This is a genomic window from Brucella tritici (assembly GCF_902825325.1).
Lineage (GTDB): Bacteria > Pseudomonadota > Alphaproteobacteria > Rhizobiales > Rhizobiaceae > Brucella.
The window spans coordinates 1-14,327 of sequence record NZ_CADEAR010000033.1; the positions used below are offsets into that span (position 1 = coordinate 1).

Below are 14,327 nucleotides of genomic sequence, written 5' to 3' on the forward strand. Positions count from 1 at the left end.
TAAAATGATCATCATCCTAAATGCTAGAATGCGAGACGCCAACGCAACGGTGCTTGACGCCTAACACCGTTGCTTTTTGTTTTACGCCTCTCTTTTTCCCGAAACCGTTTCCGCTTTCGGGAGACATGCTCTCTTACCAGCTACCGATATTTTCGGCTGAAGCCCACGGTTCCTGCGGCGCCAGACGCTCGCCCTTCTGGATCAGCTCGATGGAGATGCCATCGGGCGACTTGATGAACGCCATGTGCCCGTCACGCGGCGGGCGATTGATGGTGACACCTGCATTCTGCAGCTTCTGGCAGGTGGCATAGATGTCATCGACCAGATAAGCGAGATGACCAAAATTGCGGCCGCCCGTATAGGTCTCCGGGTCCCAGTTGAAGGTGAGTTCCAGTTCCGGCGCCCGCTCTGCCTTCGCCCGGTCCGTATCGGATGGCGCAGCGAGAAAGATCAGCGTGAAGCGGCCTTTTTCATTTTCGGTGCGGCGGATTTCTTCGAGGCCGAGTTTGTTTACATAAAAATCGAGAGATTCGTCGATGTCGCGAATTCGGACCATCGTGTGCAGATAGCGCATAGTCTTTTCCTCGGCTGTTGTAATTCGGGCGGCTGACGTTCGGGAAACGTTAGGACATCGAATCCGATGTCGAAGGCCGGACGTCAAGTTATCACGAACAGAATGGCGATCAAAAATTTTGAGCAGCAGATGTGACCGGAAATGTCCCGGAAACATCATTGCCAAATTGACGACCGGCCATATTTCAGGTGGTGGGTCGGTTTCAAATTGCTCCGGGGCTGGAAAAGTAACCATGAAGTTGTGAAGTCTGTGGTCTTCATGGGGACGGATGCAAGTTTGGGCTTGCCGCCTCCGGTTAAGGAAGTGTTATTCTTTGGACAAGAATCAGGTCGGAATCGCAACGGAAGAACAGAGGAGGGGCGAACGCATGGCGGACAAGTCTGTGTCAAATGACCAGTTTCACAGCCAGCACGCCTCGGAAGAGCTGGGCGATATCATCGAAGTATCGGGCCATATCAAATGGTTCGACGTAGCCAAGGGCTATGGCTTCATTGTTCCAGACCAGCCGGGCCTTAATGACATTCTTCTTCACGTGACGTCACTGCGTCGCGATGGCTTCCAGACTGCTCTGGAAGGTGCGCGCATCGTTTGTGAAGTTCGCAATGGTGATCGCGGCCTGCAATGTTTCCGCGTCCTGTCGATGGATACGTCTACCGCCATTCATCCGGCGCAGATGCCGCCGCAGCGCACCCATGTGACTGTTACGCCGTCGAGCGGCCTTGAGCGCGTGATCGTCAAGTGGTTCAACCGCACCAAGGGCTTCGGCTTCCTGACGCGCGGCGAGGGAACGGAAGATATTTTCATTCATATGGAAACGCTGCGTCGTTTCGGCATGATGGAACTGCGCCCCGGTCAGGTCGTGCTCATTCGCTTCGGTGAAGGCGACAAGGGCCTGATGGCTGCTGAAATCCATCCGGATATCGGCACTGCAATTCCAGTTTCGCATTAGTGCATGTCTCCCGAAAGTGGGAACCGCCTCCGAGGGGAAATCAGTTCATTGGACTGATTTCTGATCCCCGCTATGACGGGATAAAGACATGCGTAAAAACAAATGGATAGAGCGGTTCCAATGGTTTCGCTTTAACCAGAACGGCTCTGGAGCGCGTTTCGATCTGATTGAATCAGATCGGCGCTCTCACTGTTTGTTTTGACGCGCATCTCATCCGAAAACCGTTTCACACCTTTCGGGATGCGCTCTAAAAACGCGCCAAATTTCTCAATTTTTGTAACAAGCAGGTGAAGGCCGCTTTGTACGGCCTGCGCGGCCTTGTCGTCACTCCATCCCGTTGATAGGTTCCAAGCCTGTTTGATTACAAGCCAGTTTGTTTATCTGAGTGGGCAGGGTATGGGTCGCATTTTTCTTGCTTTAGCGTTTGTTTTCTTCGCATTCGCCGCTCAGGCGGATGAAACACAGCCGATGCGGCTGCCGGTCGACAAGGAACCGCTGACATTCGTCACCGCCAATGGCAACAAGGTGAATTTTGCGCTGGAAGTGGCAGAGAGCGACGATGCGCGTGTGCGCGGGCTTATGTGGCGCACGGATTTTCCCAAAGACCGGGCGATGATCTTCGTGTTCGGAGAGATGCGCCGCGTCATGATGTGGATGCAGAACACGCCATCGCCGCTTGATATGGTCTTCCTTGACGACAAGGGGCGCGTATCGGCTATTCACGAAAATGCGGTGCCATTCTCCGAAAATATCATTTCATCTGAGGTTCCGGCAGCGTATGTCGTGGAACTTCTGGCCGGTACGGTTAAACGGACCGGCATAAAGCTCGGTGACAAGGCTATCCATCGTGTGATCTGCGGTGCGTGCAAGCCTTGATATCGAGACAAGACAATCAAGAGGAATAATCAGGTGAGTGCCCTCGATATCGAATATTTCGAACATGATGGCTTGCGTCTGGCGTACCGTCAGGACGGAGAAGGCGATCCGATCCTGCTCATTCACGGCTTTGCGTCGTCAAGTCTCGTCAACTGGGTTTCGCCCGGCTGGTTCCGCACGCTGACCGAAGCCGGATATCGCGTCATCGCCATCGATAATCGCGGGCACGGCCTTTCAGCGAAGCCCCATGACGCGGACGAATATACGCCAACCAAAATGGCAGCGGATGCAGCAGCCCTGCTCGATCATCTCGGGATCGAAAACGCACACGTCATGGGCTATTCCATGGGGGCGCGCATTACAGCATTTCTGGCGATTGAACACGCCGAGCGCGTTCATAGCGCCGTTTTCGGCGGTCTTGGCATTGGCATGGTGACGGGCGCTGGCGACTGGGAGCCTATTGGCGAGGCGCTTCTCGCCGAGGATCCGACGACGATTACGCATCCGCGCGGACAGATGTTCCGCAAATTTGCCGACCAGACGAAGAGTGACCGTATTGCGCTTGCCGCCTGTGTGATTACCTCCAAGGAGCTTGTTCCCGCTGCCGCGATTGCACGTATCATGCAGCCCGTTCTCGTGGCCGTCGGCACAACCGATGATATTGCAGGCAGCGCGCAGGAACTGGCCGATCTTCTGCCAAATGGACAGGCAGTCGATATTCCGGACCGCGACCATATGCTGGCCGTTGGTGACAAGGTCTACAAGCAGGCGGTGTTGCAGTTTTTGAAAGAAAATCGGCTCTGACGGGAATTTGATCTTGGACAAAGAGCGCGCCGACGGGGTGCGTCAAATTCGGCTGTGTCAAGGCAAACCATTTTAAGCCATTCCCCCGCAGAACTGCGGGGGAATGGCTATTTGCAGGTACGCATTTCCGAACGCAAAACCGTTTCACACTTTTGCTGGAAATGCTGTATGCTGCGCGCCGAACTCGTATTGCGGCGTGGGGACTGAGCGAAAGTTCGGCTGTCGTCTCCTCCTCTCGCGGTGCAAAACTGGAGTATGCATATGTCCGTTCGCACATCAGCGAAAGCGACCCCCGGTCTGGGGCAGGTCGATCCTATCTGGCATTCCATCCGTGCCGAAGCGGAGGAAGCCGTCAAGAACGATCCCGTGTTGGGCACGTTCCTTTATGCGACGATCCTCAACCAGCCGAGTCTGGAAGATGCGGTCATGCATCGTATCGCCGAGCGTCTCGGCCATGCCGATCTGAGCGCCGATATTCTGCGCCAGACCTTTGACGCGATGCTGGATGCCAATCCTGAGTGGTCGCAGATTGTGCGCGTCGATATTCAGGCGGTTTATGATCGCGATCCGGCCTATAGCCGCTTCATGGACCCTATCCTTTATCTGAAGGGTTTCCATGCGATCCAGACCCATCGTCTGGCACATTGGCTTTACCATGAAGGCCGCAAGGATTTTGCCTATTATCTGCAGAGCCGTTCGTCCTCGATCTTTCAGACCGATATTCATCCGGCCGCACGGCTTGGCAGCGGTCTGTTCCTCGATCATGCGACCGGACTTGTGGTCGGCGAAACAGCCTTGATCGAAGACAATGTTTCGATCCTTCACGGGGTCACACTCGGCGGCACGGGCAAATCGAGCGGCGACCGCCATCCGAAAATCCGTCACGGTGTACTGATCGGTGCTGGCGCGAAAATTCTCGGCAATATCGAAGTCGGTCATTGCTCGAAAATCGCCGCTGGTTCAGTGGTTCTGAAACCTGTCCCGAACAATGTCACGGTAGCTGGTGTACCGGCCAGGATCATGGGCGATACGGGTTGTGCCGAGCCCTCCCGCGTCATGGACCAGATGCTGGGCGAGGGGATTTAAGCGATACATCGTATCGTTGCAGGCTGAACGGGCCGCTTGCTGGTTTTTTCCAGTATGCGGCCTATATTCTGTCAAAAGAAGCTATTAACTGCCGACAACCCTTGAGCACGGCTTTGCCGGGGGTTTACATAGGAAATGGCCGGATGCAATAAACCGGCTCAATTCAATATCAGGAGAAGCCGGTTGAAACCCGAAGAACTCAAAAAACTGGACGCCTATTTCAAACGGACCTTCAACAATCCCGGCCTGCAGGTGAAGGCGCGTCCGCGCAAGAACGACTCCGCCGAGCTTTACCTCAACGACGAATTTCTCGGACTGGTCTATAAGGACGAGGATGAAGGCGAACTCTCCTACAATTTCTCGATGGCCATTCTCGACGTCGATCTTTGATAGGTCGCGGTAATCGCGTCGCGAACGACGCTGATGCCGGGCAGGAATACTCTCTGACGCCCTTTCCAATGGAGAGGGCGTTTTGATATCCCGACACGACTATTCCTGAGCCTTGGTTGATTCTATGAAATTTGGTTTTCCATTGGCTATGCTCCTGATGGCCCTGTCTTTAGCTGCGCGCGCAGAAGTTCTGGGAACTATCGAAACCGAACAGGACGATGGCTCGCGGTCAGTGATTGAGATATTCGATGAACCGCAAAGCATCGGGAAATGTGACGGCGCTTATGCTGCCGCAGCTTATGTCATGGATCGCGACTTTTCCCTCCTTGCAGGAAAAGGATGCTGGAAGCTTCTCGGATCGGCGGAAATGTTAAAGCTGGAAATCGTGCTGGCGGCCACGGAAGAACATCTCATGAGCGGGGTTCCACTCAGCCAGATCAAGTTCAGTGAAGACGGGCAAAGAGCTTTCCAGGAACTGAGCGGGAAGTAGATGTGCCAGTCTTATGGTCAGGACCTATTCATTTGGTGAAAATGGTGTGAGGCCATCTGTTTGGATACGAGGAGAAAAGGCGAAGGTTCATTTTCGAGGTTTTTTTTATCGAAGTAGCAGCGCGGATGGACCACATCTTCTGGACACCAAAATGACTCGCGATCCGCTGCGCCGAACCGCTCAGCCGGGGGAATCACCCCGTTCTTCGCATCTCTCCTAACCGCTCTTGTCATTTAAGGTGCCATTTCCATCAAATTAATAGGTCCTGACCTTTGGGCCGCTGATACCGCTCCAGCCCATCGATTAATAGCATCAATCCGAAATCGAACAGCTTCTCGGGGCCTTCTGCATCTAACGTTGCCATGGCTTTGGCAATTGTTGATGTTGCTTCAATATTTGCCTCGTCGGATGGCGTGCTTTCGTGGAAGTCAGCCTGCTGTTCCAGCGCAGCCCCGACAACATAATGGCTGATGCTGATCAGCACGCGCGCTGCATTTACGGGTGTAAAACCTGCCTGGATCAAAAATTCAATCTGAGCTTCGGCCTGTCCCATTTGATTGTTATTCGGGCGCGTTCCGGCGTGGATACGCGCGCCATCGCGATAAGTCAGCAATGCCCGCCGGAAACTATGCGCATTTTCAATCAGGAAATGACGCCAGTTCTCCCCAGCGCGCGGTAGGGCGTAGTCGTGATGCTCCGCCAAAATCGTTTCTGCGAGGGCATCCAGCAACACACGCTTGTTTTTGAAATGCCAGTAAAGTGCTGGCTGCTGCACGCCCAGCCGCTCTGCCAGACGACGCGTTGTCAGGCCCTCTTCTCCGACCTCATTCAACAGTTCCAGTGCCGTTCGTATCACGGCATCACGGTGTAATTTTGCCAAAGCGCTCACCAAATCAGTTATACCTTGACAATTTATCATTGATAAATTTTAAGTCCAGCTCCTTATCGATGATAAATTATGGGGCTGGTATGAACAGCACGTTGATGATCGTTCTGGCTGTTACTGTCTTGGACGCAGTGGGGATCGGTCTGGCGATGCCGGTTCTGCCCAGTTTGCTGCGCGATGTGGCTCATTCCGACGATGTGGCGGGTCACTATGGAGTGCTGTTGTCTCTTTATGCGCTCATGCAGGTTTTCTTCGCTCCGGTTCTGGGGCGAATGTCTGACCGATTTGGCCGGAAACCGATCCTGTTCGGCTCGCTCATCGGGGCGACAATCGATTATGCCATCATGTCTGCTGCCCCCCACCTCTGGGTTCTTTATGCTGGTCGTATCCTATCGGGTATGACGGGAGCGACGATGGCGGTCGCAGGAACCTGCATAGCGGATACGGTGGAAGGGAGTGCACGCGCTCAAGCCTTTGGCTGGCTGGGTGCATGTTATGGCGGCGGTATGATTCTCGGACCGGTCATCGGTGGCGCATTAGGAAATGTTTCGCCAACAGCCCCATTTGCGGTTGCCGCAGTGGTTAACGGTTTCATGGCTCTGTCGGTTTTCCTTTTGATGCCGGAGCTTCGCCCCGAAACCAAACCGGAGCCCCAGGCGAATGAATCTCTGGGCGCTCTCGTGCCATCGGGTGCGCAGAAAGGTCTCAAACCGTTGCTGTGGGTTTTCTTTCTTCTGCAACTGGTGGGACAGATACCTGCTGTCTTGTGGGTGATATTCGCTGAAGATCGTTTCCATTGGGATACGACACATGTGGGCTTGTCGCTTGCGGCCTTCGGTTTGCTGCATGCCATGTTTCAATGGCTTGGTACGGGTCGTCTCGTCGCATCAATTGGAGCTGGATATACGATAATCATTGGAATGGCTGCTGATGGGCTGGGTATGGCATCCCTCGCGCTCGCCGCAGAAGGCTGGATAGTTGCGCCAATTCTGGTGTTGCTGGCATTTGGTGGAATAGCGATGCCAGCTCTGCAATCCATCCTGTCGGATAAGGCGGGTCAAGACAAGCAAGGTGCGCTTCAGGGGACGCTTGCTAGCCTTACGAATATCAGTGCCGTCGCAGGCCCGGTTATTTTTACGGCACTTTATATGAGAACTGCTGCTAGCTGGAACGGTTGGGTGTGGCTGGTTGGGCCAGTAATCTATCTGGCGGCCGCTCCGTCACTCATTTTCGTTTGGCGTCAGTCGGCAGGCTTGCCATCAAGGAGATGAGTATTCGCAAAATCGACGACCGCCTTGTCCAGTGATTGCGAGTCGCCAAGCATGGAGCGGGGGAAGCGATAAAGTATTTGCAGGTCACGACCGAACTGGACGTCGCGCTCGCATGAGTTGAAGCTTTCCGCAGCACTATCCGCAAGGCATCGCGCAACGAATTCCGGCTTGCCGCTGCTCGGGTCGGACAAGACCAGTTCCTCACCCTTATAACCGCTATTGTCGAGAAAGCGGTGCACTGTCAGGTTTCCGGGCGCTGCTTCTCCGTTCGGGTCAATCAGTTCGGCATAGATCGGCAGATAACGCCCGCTCATATCGCGCGACATGGTTCGCTGCTCGATGGACATGAAAATGAGATGCCGTTTCGGAGTGAGAAGGTTGAAGATGGCGCGGTCGCGTTCCGTGTAACCGGTAAGGCCTGGCCAGCGAGCATACAGGTCGAGACGCCCGGTCACCCCATCGCGTCGCTGGTTCGAAAAGCGGATCATACTGGCTGGAATCGACAGGACGTTGTTGCCGATGATGATTTCATAAGCGTGCGTGCTGTCGGAGTGTCCGCCGCGCGCAATCAGCGGACCAAGCAGACGTCCGCCAACATTCATGGCAATCGAGAGCAGAATCAGGACGATAACCGCCAACAACAGCCAACCGAAGAGGCGGCTTCCCATTTTCGAGGCGGTGTAATCTGGTGCTGTTTCCATCTGGGTGTCATGGTGATGATATTGCAAAAGAATATCGGTCTTTTATGGTTAACAGAGCGTGAAGTCGTGCTTGTATGACGGCTTGAAACGGCTTAGCGATTCAATATCGAGTTTGCTGATGGAGGAAGAACATGCCGATCTATGCATATAACGGGCACAAGCCGCTATTCGCGGACCGCAGCAGCAACTGGATCGCGCCAGATGCGACCCTGATCGGCAAGATCGTTGTCGGTGAAAATGCCGGTTTCTGGTTTGGCGCTGTTCTGCGCGGCGATAATGAGCCGATCACCATTGGGGATGACACCAATGTTCAGGAACACACCATCATGCATACGGATATCGGCTTTCCACTGACAGTCGGTGCAGGTTGTACCATCGGGCATCGGGCCATTCTTCATGGCTGCACCGTAGGTGAAAATACACTGATCGGCATGGGTGCCATCGTTCTCAATGGCGCGAAGATCGGAAAGAACTGTCTGATCGGGGCAGGGGCTCTTGTGACCGAGGGTAAGGAAATACCGGATAATTCACTCGTGGTCGGTTCGCCTGCAAGGGTTCTGCGGGAACTGGACGATGCTGCGGTCGAAAAACTAAAGCTTTCGGCAGAACATTACGTCGAGAAGGCCCGGTCTTTCATGCGCGGGCTGGAACCAGCCTGAAAAGAAAAAGGACGGGGCCAGAGGGAGACTGACGGCCCGTCCTTGTCCTATCGGATAATCAGTTCTTGATGCTGCCGACCAGGAGTTCGCGGTCGCTCTTGATCGAAACCCAGCTTCCGGAGTTCGTGGTCGACTGGCGCTTCAGATAGCTATAATCGGTCTTGTTCCAGGCGAGGACGCGGGTATCGAGATTGTCGAGAATGAAGTCGCCGCGGTCGGTGCGAACGGTCAGAACCGCATGGCCTTCACCATTTGGCTGACGAACCACCGTGAAAAGCAGCGTATTTGCCGGGATGCCGAGCGCCATCAGTTCGCGACGCTTCAAAAGCATGTAGTCGTCGCAGTCACCCACTGTTGTCGGGTATTCCCAATATTCCTCGCGACCCCAGGCTTCCATATCGGTCATCGGCGCGATCTTTTCGTTGACGCTCGCATTGACCGCAATGATCTGTTTCCAGATTTCCGGTGTCAGCTTCAGCATATTGCTGTTGCGGCTGGTGATGTTGCATTCGGACTTGTAGCGCTCGCAGAACTCGTAATGGCCAATGGGCTGCGAAGTGCGTTCTCCGGTCGTCATCCATGGTGAATTGGAGGCGGGGCTTGCTGCCTCTGCCAGTCCGATTCCGAGCAGCATCAGTATGGCTGCGATGATGGTTTGTTTTGTCATTCTTTTGTCTCCCTGTTGGAGACCAAGATGACTTAGACAATTTGAAGGCACGCAAATTTGCGCGCGAAAATGCGAGTCAAATTCGATTAAAACTGCAAATAACGCTGAAACTTTTTGTCAACGAACGGACAAATTCAGGGCAAATCGGGCTGTTTTCGTGGCTTTTTTGTGATTCCTGGCATTTCGCGGTTTGCCATTCCGTAACCTTGACACGCATTCATCTTTTCGGCGGATGCTTTCAACCGAAAAGATTGTCCAGTGTTGTGCTGGTCTGGATGGTAGCGAATTCGACTGCGAAGCCGCCCTGGAAATGACGGACGACGGTTCCCCGGATCGGTCCCAGCATGATGCCGCTTTTGATCGTGGGCTTGAACTCGCTTTCGATTGCCGCACCGGAAAGCGATAGGTCGGCAATGCGGCACAGTCTTTGTGCACCATCGGCAAAAGTAATGTTGTGCTGGGTCTTGCGCGGTACGACGCGTTCGTGACGGCGATCTTCGGGCAAGGAAAGTTCGTGCTTGTTGGCAAGCCAGGTCAGCTGTGCGGAAAGCTTGTCCTTCTTCTGTTCGGAGGTCGACAGGAGAATGTGGAAGCCTTCGGATGTAACCTCGTTGGCAATTCCTTCGATCCGTCCCACATGGTCGATATAGGCGATAATGCGTTCGCCGTTGCGCGGTGTTGCTATACCGCTCATGAGTGCAGTTCCAGGCGACATGCGCTTGATGATACAGGGAAATTCGCTGCGATTTTCCAGCATGTAACGACCGTTGAGATCGACATTCACGGCATTGAAATTTTCCTGCCGCACATTGCTTGCAGAAGATGCCGCAGCAAATCTGTTCATCAAAGCCGATCCATCTCGAAATTTGGCACTCTTACTATCCGTCACAATACAGTAGCCGTCGATAAAGAGAAATCGCGATTTCAACCCTGCGTCAGGCTTTGCCGCCCTTGATGACGCGCAATTTCGGAGCGGCATGTTCCCGTGGCTGCGTCAGGCGAAGATTCGTCCACTCACGCCCTGCTCGGGGTGCATTTACTGTGATGGCGGCCGATTTTCGAACGTCATTTGCCAGAATCAGATCTGGAGCCACCGGTTCGATAGAATTCAGATGGCCGAGGACGATTGGATCGGCTCCGACCCATGTGACTGCGTCGAGCACGGCGATGCTGCCGAGAAGGCTGATCTGCCCGTCTGGCGCTTCAAGCGGGGCGAGAAACATTTCCAGATCGAGGCTTCGTCCGGACATGCTGATTCCCACATGCGAAACGAGGGCAGGGACTTCCAGGCTATTTACATTTTCCGACAGTTCGCCAAGGGCTGCCCGGTCCCGCTCTGACCAGAGCGAGAGGAACCGCGTGTTCTTCAGTTCGCGACCAAAAAGGGTGCAGATGCGTGTTCCCGCCAGACGGAACGACAGGTCGTCATCTTTTTCAGCCTCAAGGAAGAAGAGGTCGGACAGATGGCGCCCGAGCTTGCGCGGCTCGATCTGTTCACGCATCGGCGCACGAAAGAAACCGCTTTCCGTGCGGGCCAAGCGCTGCCATTCGCTGAAAATCGCGATCGTACTGCGGTGTTTCATCATGCGCCGTTGATTTGTCCGTTTCACGCGGAGGCTGCCTCCGCTGTTGAACGCATTAAAATAGTATTAACGGCGAGGATGCCAGTTTAACCCTTTCTTCATCCACCGGGCTCGTCCGTTAAGGTTAATAATAAGTAATGGTTGCACGGCACTGAAAGACGCGCTTTGATAAGGCGTCAGACGAAGCCTTTGACTTGGTTGGCGTTTTTCTGAGCTCCAGATTTAATTTCGCGAAAGATTTCTGTTCGCGTCAAGGCCGACCGGGAACCTCCGTCGGCCTTTATTTTTAATAAATTCTGCCCTATCAACATGCATCGACCAGACGCAAAAGGCTCCTTCGGTCCGATTGCGGTGCTTCGCATAAAATAGAAAGCAGCAGTTCATGAGCGTTCCCCAGCCGGAAATGAACGGCAGTAACCGCCGGTCGGGCGGTAGTGAGCCGATATTCAATATTCCGGGCGTTATTCTCGCTCTGATCGGCCTGTGCGCTGCAGTCTACGTTTATCAGAACTACCTCATCAGCGAGCAGCAGAACTATGAGTTCATGCTGAACTTCGCGCTCATCCCGGCACGTTTCTCACTGGCCGATGGGTTTACCGATCCTGCAGCACTTTTCACGCTCATCAGCTATTCCTTCATGCATGGCGGCTTTGCCCATATTGCCGTCAACATGATCTGGCTCGCAGCCTTTGGCTCTCCGCTCGCGGGCCGCATCGGTACGGGGCGAATGATCGTTTTCTGGATATTCACTTCGGTGATTGCCGGGTTGACCCATTATGCGATCTATCCGGACAGCGTTTCGCCACTGGTGGGGGCATCGGGTGCGATTTCGGGAATGATGGGTGCCGCAGCGCGTTACGGCTTTCGCCGCATCGGCCATGGACGCAGATCGGAATTCGCTGGCCCCGTTCTTCCGGTTGGGCTGACCCTGACGCTGAAGCCTGTCCTGACTTTTGTGGGTGTCTGGTTCCTGATCAACATCATCACCGGCCTTTATTCGACTGGCGGCGCGGACCTTTCCAGCATAGCCTGGGAAGCGCATATAGGTGGTTTCATTGCCGGGTTCTTCGGTATTTCACTGCTGGACCGTCCTCGCAGCTATGATGCCGTGCTGAGGCGATAAGTTCTGCACTCTTTTGGCTTTGACAAAGCCTTCTCCCCATTTGATGCCACTTGCTAATCTGACGTTCGAAGCGCACCATCATGGAACGTGGTGGGAGGAGCTGCGTTCTGCTTTATATGGCGTTTGAACGCCGGAAGCAGTGAGTGCTAAATCTTGGAGGGACTTTGGCATGACCGTAAGATCGATTCTCGAGACAAAGGGCAGGGATGTGCTGGTTATTGCACCTGCCGATACGCTATCCCACGCCGTCGCCATGTTGAACAAACATAAGATCGGTGCGCTGGTGGTGTGCGACGAGGCCGGTCGAATCAAGGGTATCCTGTCTGAACGCGATGTTGTGCGCGCCGTCGCGGCACAAGAAACCAAGGCCATGAGCATGCCGGTGGCCGAAGTCATGACGGCAAAAGTGCAAGTCTGCCGCGAACATCACACGATCAATCAGGTGATGGAGATCATGACGCGAAGCCGATTCCGCCATATGCCGGTGGAAGAAGGCGGCAAGCTCGTGGGAATCATTTCAATCGGTGACGTTGTGAAGCGGCGTATCGAAGACGTGGAGCGCGAAGCGGAAGATATCCGCACCTATATCGCTACCGCCTGAGTCGGAACGATTGGATTTTCTGCCATTCTCCCGGATGGAGGGGCCAACCGGGAGAGGTCTTTACAGTCGAATCAACGTGCGCGGAGATATCGTTCGGCAGCGTAAAGGGAGATTGCAGCCGCATTCGAGACATTGAGCGACTTGATTTCGCCCGGCATGTCGAGGCGGGCAAGCGCGGTAACTGTTTCGCGCGTCTTTTGACGCAGGCCTTTGCCTTCTGCGCCAAGCACGAGAGCGATTCGTCCGCCGGACAAGGTGGCTTCCATTTCCAACGGCCCATCCGAATCAAGACCGATGGTCTGGAACCCGAGGCTGTGCAGCTCTTCAATCGCTTCGGCCAGATTGCGCACTTCAATATGCGAGATCATTTCGAGAGCACCGGAGGCAGCTTTTGCCAGAACGCCGGTTTCCTGCGGGCTGTGACGGCTTGTCGTAATCAGTGCGCCAGCACCGAAGGCTACTGCTGAACGCATGATGGCGCCGACATTGTGCGGATCGGTCACCTGATCGAGGACGAGGAGCAGCGGGCTGTCCTTCAGTTCGGACAGTTTACGGGCGCGTAGCGGCTCGGCTTCGATCATGACGCCCTGATGGACAGCTTCGGAACCGGTTTCCTTGTCTATGTCGCGCGGATCGACGATTTCGACGGGGAAAGGGAGAGATTCGGCCTCTCCGATTTCAAGTCGGGCGAACCCGTTTCGCGTCGCGCGCATGCGCAATATCTTGCGTTCCGGGTTTTCCACGGCGGCGCGGACCGTATGCAGGCCATAAAGCCGTACGGTTCCCTCGGTCACGGCGCTTGCCGAAACGGACTGGCGCTGCGGCTTGCGCGGTGATTTGCCTTCGGTCACAGCTTTCTGATCGCGATGCTGGCGGCGCAGGCGCGCATAATGAGAATCTTTTGGTGTGCGGGGCGAGTTTTGATCGGTCATGGCGTGCTTATAACTCTTTAGGTGAGCGGAAGATAGCGACTTCACCTGTGATTGCTATCAGGCTGTTCTGATTGCCAAATAATCTCTGATGGCTGGAAAATCCTGAGAAATGCGGGCGTTTGAGCCTATGGAACGGGAGTGTGGAAGAGGAACTTTCCACGACGTTGTGGACGGACATGCATTCTTTTCGCTTTTACCCTGTTGACAGGGGATAAGCTTATCGTCATAAGGCCCCTCGCGGATCGACGGCTGGCCCAACAGTCAGCCAGAAGCCCCGCGGAAATGCCTAGTCGCTCGACTCTGCTGATAGTGATATCTGGAGGGATGCCCGAGTGGTTAAAGGGGACGGACTGTAAATCCGTTGGCTATGCCTACGTTGGTTCAAATCCAACTCCCTCCACCACTGTCGGATCAGAGTTAAGAGTGCGCGGGTATAGCTCAATGGTAGAGCAGCAGCCTTCCAAGCTGAATACGCGGGTTCGATTCCCGCTACCCGCTCCAAATGTTTCAGAGCGGTTTGGCGTGTAAGGAATCATCGACGGGCGGTTCGCCGTTCCGTTTTGGCATAAATGCTGGCCCGGAAGCCAAGAGGCTTTTGTGCTGGCGCTTGAGCGGTTCTAGAACAAAGAGAACAACGGCGATGGCAAAGAGCAAATTCGAACGTACGAAGCCCCACGTTAACATCGGCACGATTGGTCACGTTGACCATGGCAAGACGTCTCTGACGGCTGCGAT

At 54.5% G+C, this 14,327-nt stretch carries 18 protein-coding genes and 2 tRNA genes; 13 read left to right on the top strand and 7 right to left on the bottom strand.

What is annotated here, in order from left to right:
- Positions 1–133: 133 nt before the first annotated feature.
- Entirely contained in the window at positions 134–574 is a 441-nt protein-coding gene (gloA, locus tag HWX93_RS21500) for a lactoylglutathione lyase (RefSeq protein ID WP_109988452.1), read from the bottom strand.
- A gap of 367 nt (positions 575–941) precedes the next feature.
- On the opposite strand from gloA, the gene HWX93_RS21505 reads away from it, so the two are divergent.
- The 6 genes from HWX93_RS21505 to HWX93_RS21530 all read left to right on the top strand — a co-directional run bounded on the left by HWX93_RS21505 (position 942) and on the right by HWX93_RS21530 (position 5,169).
- Positions 942–1,523 carry a cold-shock protein gene (locus tag HWX93_RS21505; RefSeq protein ID WP_061346479.1) on the top strand — a complete coding sequence of 194 codons (582 nt, stop codon included), beginning with the start codon at positions 942–944 and terminating at the stop codon, positions 1,521–1,523.
- Between the two features lie 396 nt (positions 1,524–1,919).
- Entirely contained in the window at positions 1,920–2,399 is a 480-nt protein-coding gene (locus tag HWX93_RS21510; RefSeq protein ID WP_061346140.1) for a DUF192 domain-containing protein, read from the top strand.
- A gap of 33 nt (positions 2,400–2,432) precedes the next feature.
- Complete coding sequence (locus HWX93_RS21515; protein WP_109988451.1) at positions 2,433–3,203, top strand: alpha/beta fold hydrolase; 771 nt, start codon at positions 2,433–2,435, stop codon at positions 3,201–3,203.
- A gap of 261 nt (positions 3,204–3,464) precedes the next feature.
- Positions 3,465–4,289, top strand: coding sequence for a serine O-acetyltransferase (gene cysE, locus HWX93_RS21520; RefSeq protein WP_109988450.1), 825 nt, complete (start codon positions 3,465–3,467; stop codon positions 4,287–4,289).
- 183 nt (positions 4,290–4,472) lie between these two features.
- Positions 4,473–4,679, top strand: a complete 207-nt coding sequence (locus HWX93_RS21525) for a DUF3126 family protein (RefSeq protein ID WP_010659890.1) — start codon at positions 4,473–4,475, stop codon at positions 4,677–4,679.
- Positions 4,680–4,836: 157 nt separating this feature from the next.
- Positions 4,837–5,169 carry a hypothetical protein gene (locus HWX93_RS21530; protein ID WP_235969182.1) on the top strand — a complete coding sequence of 111 codons (333 nt, stop codon included), beginning with the start codon at positions 4,837–4,839 and terminating at the stop codon, positions 5,167–5,169.
- A 250-nt stretch (positions 5,170–5,419) separates the two neighbouring features.
- On the opposite strand, the gene tetR is transcribed toward HWX93_RS21530, so the two are convergent.
- On the bottom strand, positions 5,420–6,058 hold the full coding sequence (tetR, locus tag HWX93_RS21535) for a tetracycline resistance transcriptional repressor TetR (RefSeq protein ID WP_286166597.1): 639 nt from the start codon (positions 6,056–6,058) through the stop codon (positions 5,420–5,422).
- A gap of 80 nt (positions 6,059–6,138) precedes the next feature.
- Between tetR and tet the strand changes: the two genes are divergently transcribed.
- Entirely contained in the window at positions 6,139–7,326 is a 1,188-nt protein-coding gene (gene tet, locus HWX93_RS21540; RefSeq protein ID WP_176038676.1) for a Tet(A)/Tet(B)/Tet(C) family tetracycline efflux MFS transporter, read from the top strand.
- Here the strand turns inward: tet and HWX93_RS21545 are convergent.
- Positions 7,296–8,027, bottom strand: a complete 732-nt coding sequence (locus HWX93_RS21545) for a hypothetical protein (RefSeq protein ID WP_109988446.1) — start codon at positions 8,025–8,027, stop codon at positions 7,296–7,298. The genes tet and HWX93_RS21545 overlap by 31 nt on opposite strands.
- A 131-nt stretch (positions 8,028–8,158) precedes the next feature.
- On the opposite strand from HWX93_RS21545, the gene HWX93_RS21550 reads away from it, so the two are divergent.
- Positions 8,159–8,686, top strand: a complete 528-nt coding sequence (locus HWX93_RS21550) for a gamma carbonic anhydrase family protein (RefSeq protein ID WP_109988445.1) — start codon at positions 8,159–8,161, stop codon at positions 8,684–8,686.
- Positions 8,687–8,744: 58 nt separating this feature from the next.
- Here HWX93_RS21550 and HWX93_RS21555 read toward each other — a convergent pair whose 3' ends face one another.
- The 3 genes from HWX93_RS21555 to HWX93_RS21565 form a co-directional block, all read right to left on the bottom strand.
- Positions 8,745–9,353, bottom strand: a complete 609-nt coding sequence (locus tag HWX93_RS21555) for a transglutaminase-like cysteine peptidase (RefSeq protein WP_109988444.1) — start codon at positions 9,351–9,353, stop codon at positions 8,745–8,747.
- A 238-nt stretch (positions 9,354–9,591) separates the two neighbouring features.
- Positions 9,592–10,197, bottom strand: a complete 606-nt coding sequence (locus tag HWX93_RS21560; protein WP_109988443.1) for a PilZ domain-containing protein — start codon at positions 10,195–10,197, stop codon at positions 9,592–9,594.
- 91 nt (positions 10,198–10,288) lie between these two features.
- Positions 10,289–10,936 (bottom strand): PAS domain-containing protein, encoded by a 648-nt coding sequence (locus HWX93_RS21565; RefSeq protein ID WP_235969183.1) that lies wholly within the window; start codon positions 10,934–10,936, stop codon positions 10,289–10,291.
- Positions 10,937–11,318: 382 nt separating this feature from the next.
- On the opposite strand from HWX93_RS21565, the gene HWX93_RS21570 reads away from it, so the two are divergent.
- Together HWX93_RS21570 and HWX93_RS21575 are read left to right on the top strand one after the other, a co-directional pair.
- Positions 11,319–12,059 carry a rhomboid family intramembrane serine protease gene (locus HWX93_RS21570; protein ID WP_109988440.1) on the top strand — a complete coding sequence of 247 codons (741 nt, stop codon included), beginning with the start codon at positions 11,319–11,321 and terminating at the stop codon, positions 12,057–12,059.
- 169 nt (positions 12,060–12,228) lie between these two features.
- Positions 12,229–12,660 (top strand): CBS domain-containing protein, encoded by a 432-nt coding sequence (locus HWX93_RS21575; RefSeq protein ID WP_061346147.1) that lies wholly within the window; start codon positions 12,229–12,231, stop codon positions 12,658–12,660.
- A 71-nt stretch (positions 12,661–12,731) separates the two neighbouring features.
- Here the strand turns inward: HWX93_RS21575 and rlmB are convergent, their stop codons facing one another.
- The gene (gene rlmB / locus HWX93_RS21580) at positions 12,732–13,592 is read right to left on the bottom strand and encodes a 23S rRNA (guanosine(2251)-2'-O)-methyltransferase RlmB (protein ID WP_176038677.1); all 861 of its coding nucleotides are present in this window, start codon (positions 13,590–13,592) and stop codon (positions 12,732–12,734) included.
- A gap of 318 nt (positions 13,593–13,910) precedes the next feature.
- On the opposite strand from rlmB, the gene HWX93_RS21585 reads away from it, so the two are divergent.
- From HWX93_RS21585 to HWX93_RS23090, 3 genes are all read left to right on the top strand, one after another.
- A tRNA-Tyr gene (locus HWX93_RS21585) sits at positions 13,911–13,995 on the top strand.
- Positions 13,996–14,019: 24 nt separating this feature from the next.
- A tRNA-Gly gene (locus HWX93_RS21590) sits at positions 14,020–14,093 on the top strand.
- A gap of 16 nt (positions 14,094–14,109) precedes the next feature.
- Positions 14,110–14,327 (top strand): GTP-binding protein (locus tag HWX93_RS23090; protein WP_328700196.1); only part of this gene is annotated, 218 nt, incomplete at its 3' end.

Excerpts from the sequence above, each read along its gene's own strand:
- rlmB (WP_176038677.1), bottom strand. The coding sequence starts at position 13,592 with ATGACCGATCAAAACTCGCCCCGCACACCAAAAGATTCTCATTATGCG.
- HWX93_RS21555 (WP_109988444.1), bottom strand. The coding sequence starts at position 9,353 with ATGACAAAACAAACCATCATCGCAGCCATACTGATGCTGCTCGGAATC.
- HWX93_RS21530 (WP_235969182.1), top strand. The coding sequence starts at position 4,837 with ATGGCCCTGTCTTTAGCTGCGCGCGCAGAAGTTCTGGGAACTATCGAA.
- HWX93_RS21575 (WP_061346147.1), top strand. The coding sequence starts at position 12,229 with ATGACCGTAAGATCGATTCTCGAGACAAAGGGCAGGGATGTGCTGGTT.
- HWX93_RS21505 (WP_061346479.1), top strand. The coding sequence starts at position 942 with ATGGCGGACAAGTCTGTGTCAAATGACCAGTTTCACAGCCAGCACGCC.
- gloA (WP_109988452.1), bottom strand. The coding sequence starts at position 574 with ATGCGCTATCTGCACACGATGGTCCGAATTCGCGACATCGACGAATCT.
- HWX93_RS21510 (WP_061346140.1), top strand. The coding sequence starts at position 1,920 with ATGGGTCGCATTTTTCTTGCTTTAGCGTTTGTTTTCTTCGCATTCGCC.
- HWX93_RS21570 (WP_109988440.1), top strand. The coding sequence starts at position 11,319 with ATGAGCGTTCCCCAGCCGGAAATGAACGGCAGTAACCGCCGGTCGGGC.
- HWX93_RS21545 (WP_109988446.1), bottom strand. The coding sequence starts at position 8,027 with ATGGAAACAGCACCAGATTACACCGCCTCGAAAATGGGAAGCCGCCTC.
- HWX93_RS21560 (WP_109988443.1), bottom strand. The coding sequence starts at position 10,197 with ATGAACAGATTTGCTGCGGCATCTTCTGCAAGCAATGTGCGGCAGGAA.
- HWX93_RS21565 (WP_235969183.1), bottom strand. The coding sequence starts at position 10,936 with ATGAAACACCGCAGTACGATCGCGATTTTCAGCGAATGGCAGCGCTTG.
- HWX93_RS21550 (WP_109988445.1), top strand. The coding sequence starts at position 8,159 with ATGCCGATCTATGCATATAACGGGCACAAGCCGCTATTCGCGGACCGC.
- tet (WP_176038676.1), top strand. The coding sequence starts at position 6,139 with ATGAACAGCACGTTGATGATCGTTCTGGCTGTTACTGTCTTGGACGCA.
- cysE (WP_109988450.1), top strand. The coding sequence starts at position 3,465 with ATGTCCGTTCGCACATCAGCGAAAGCGACCCCCGGTCTGGGGCAGGTC.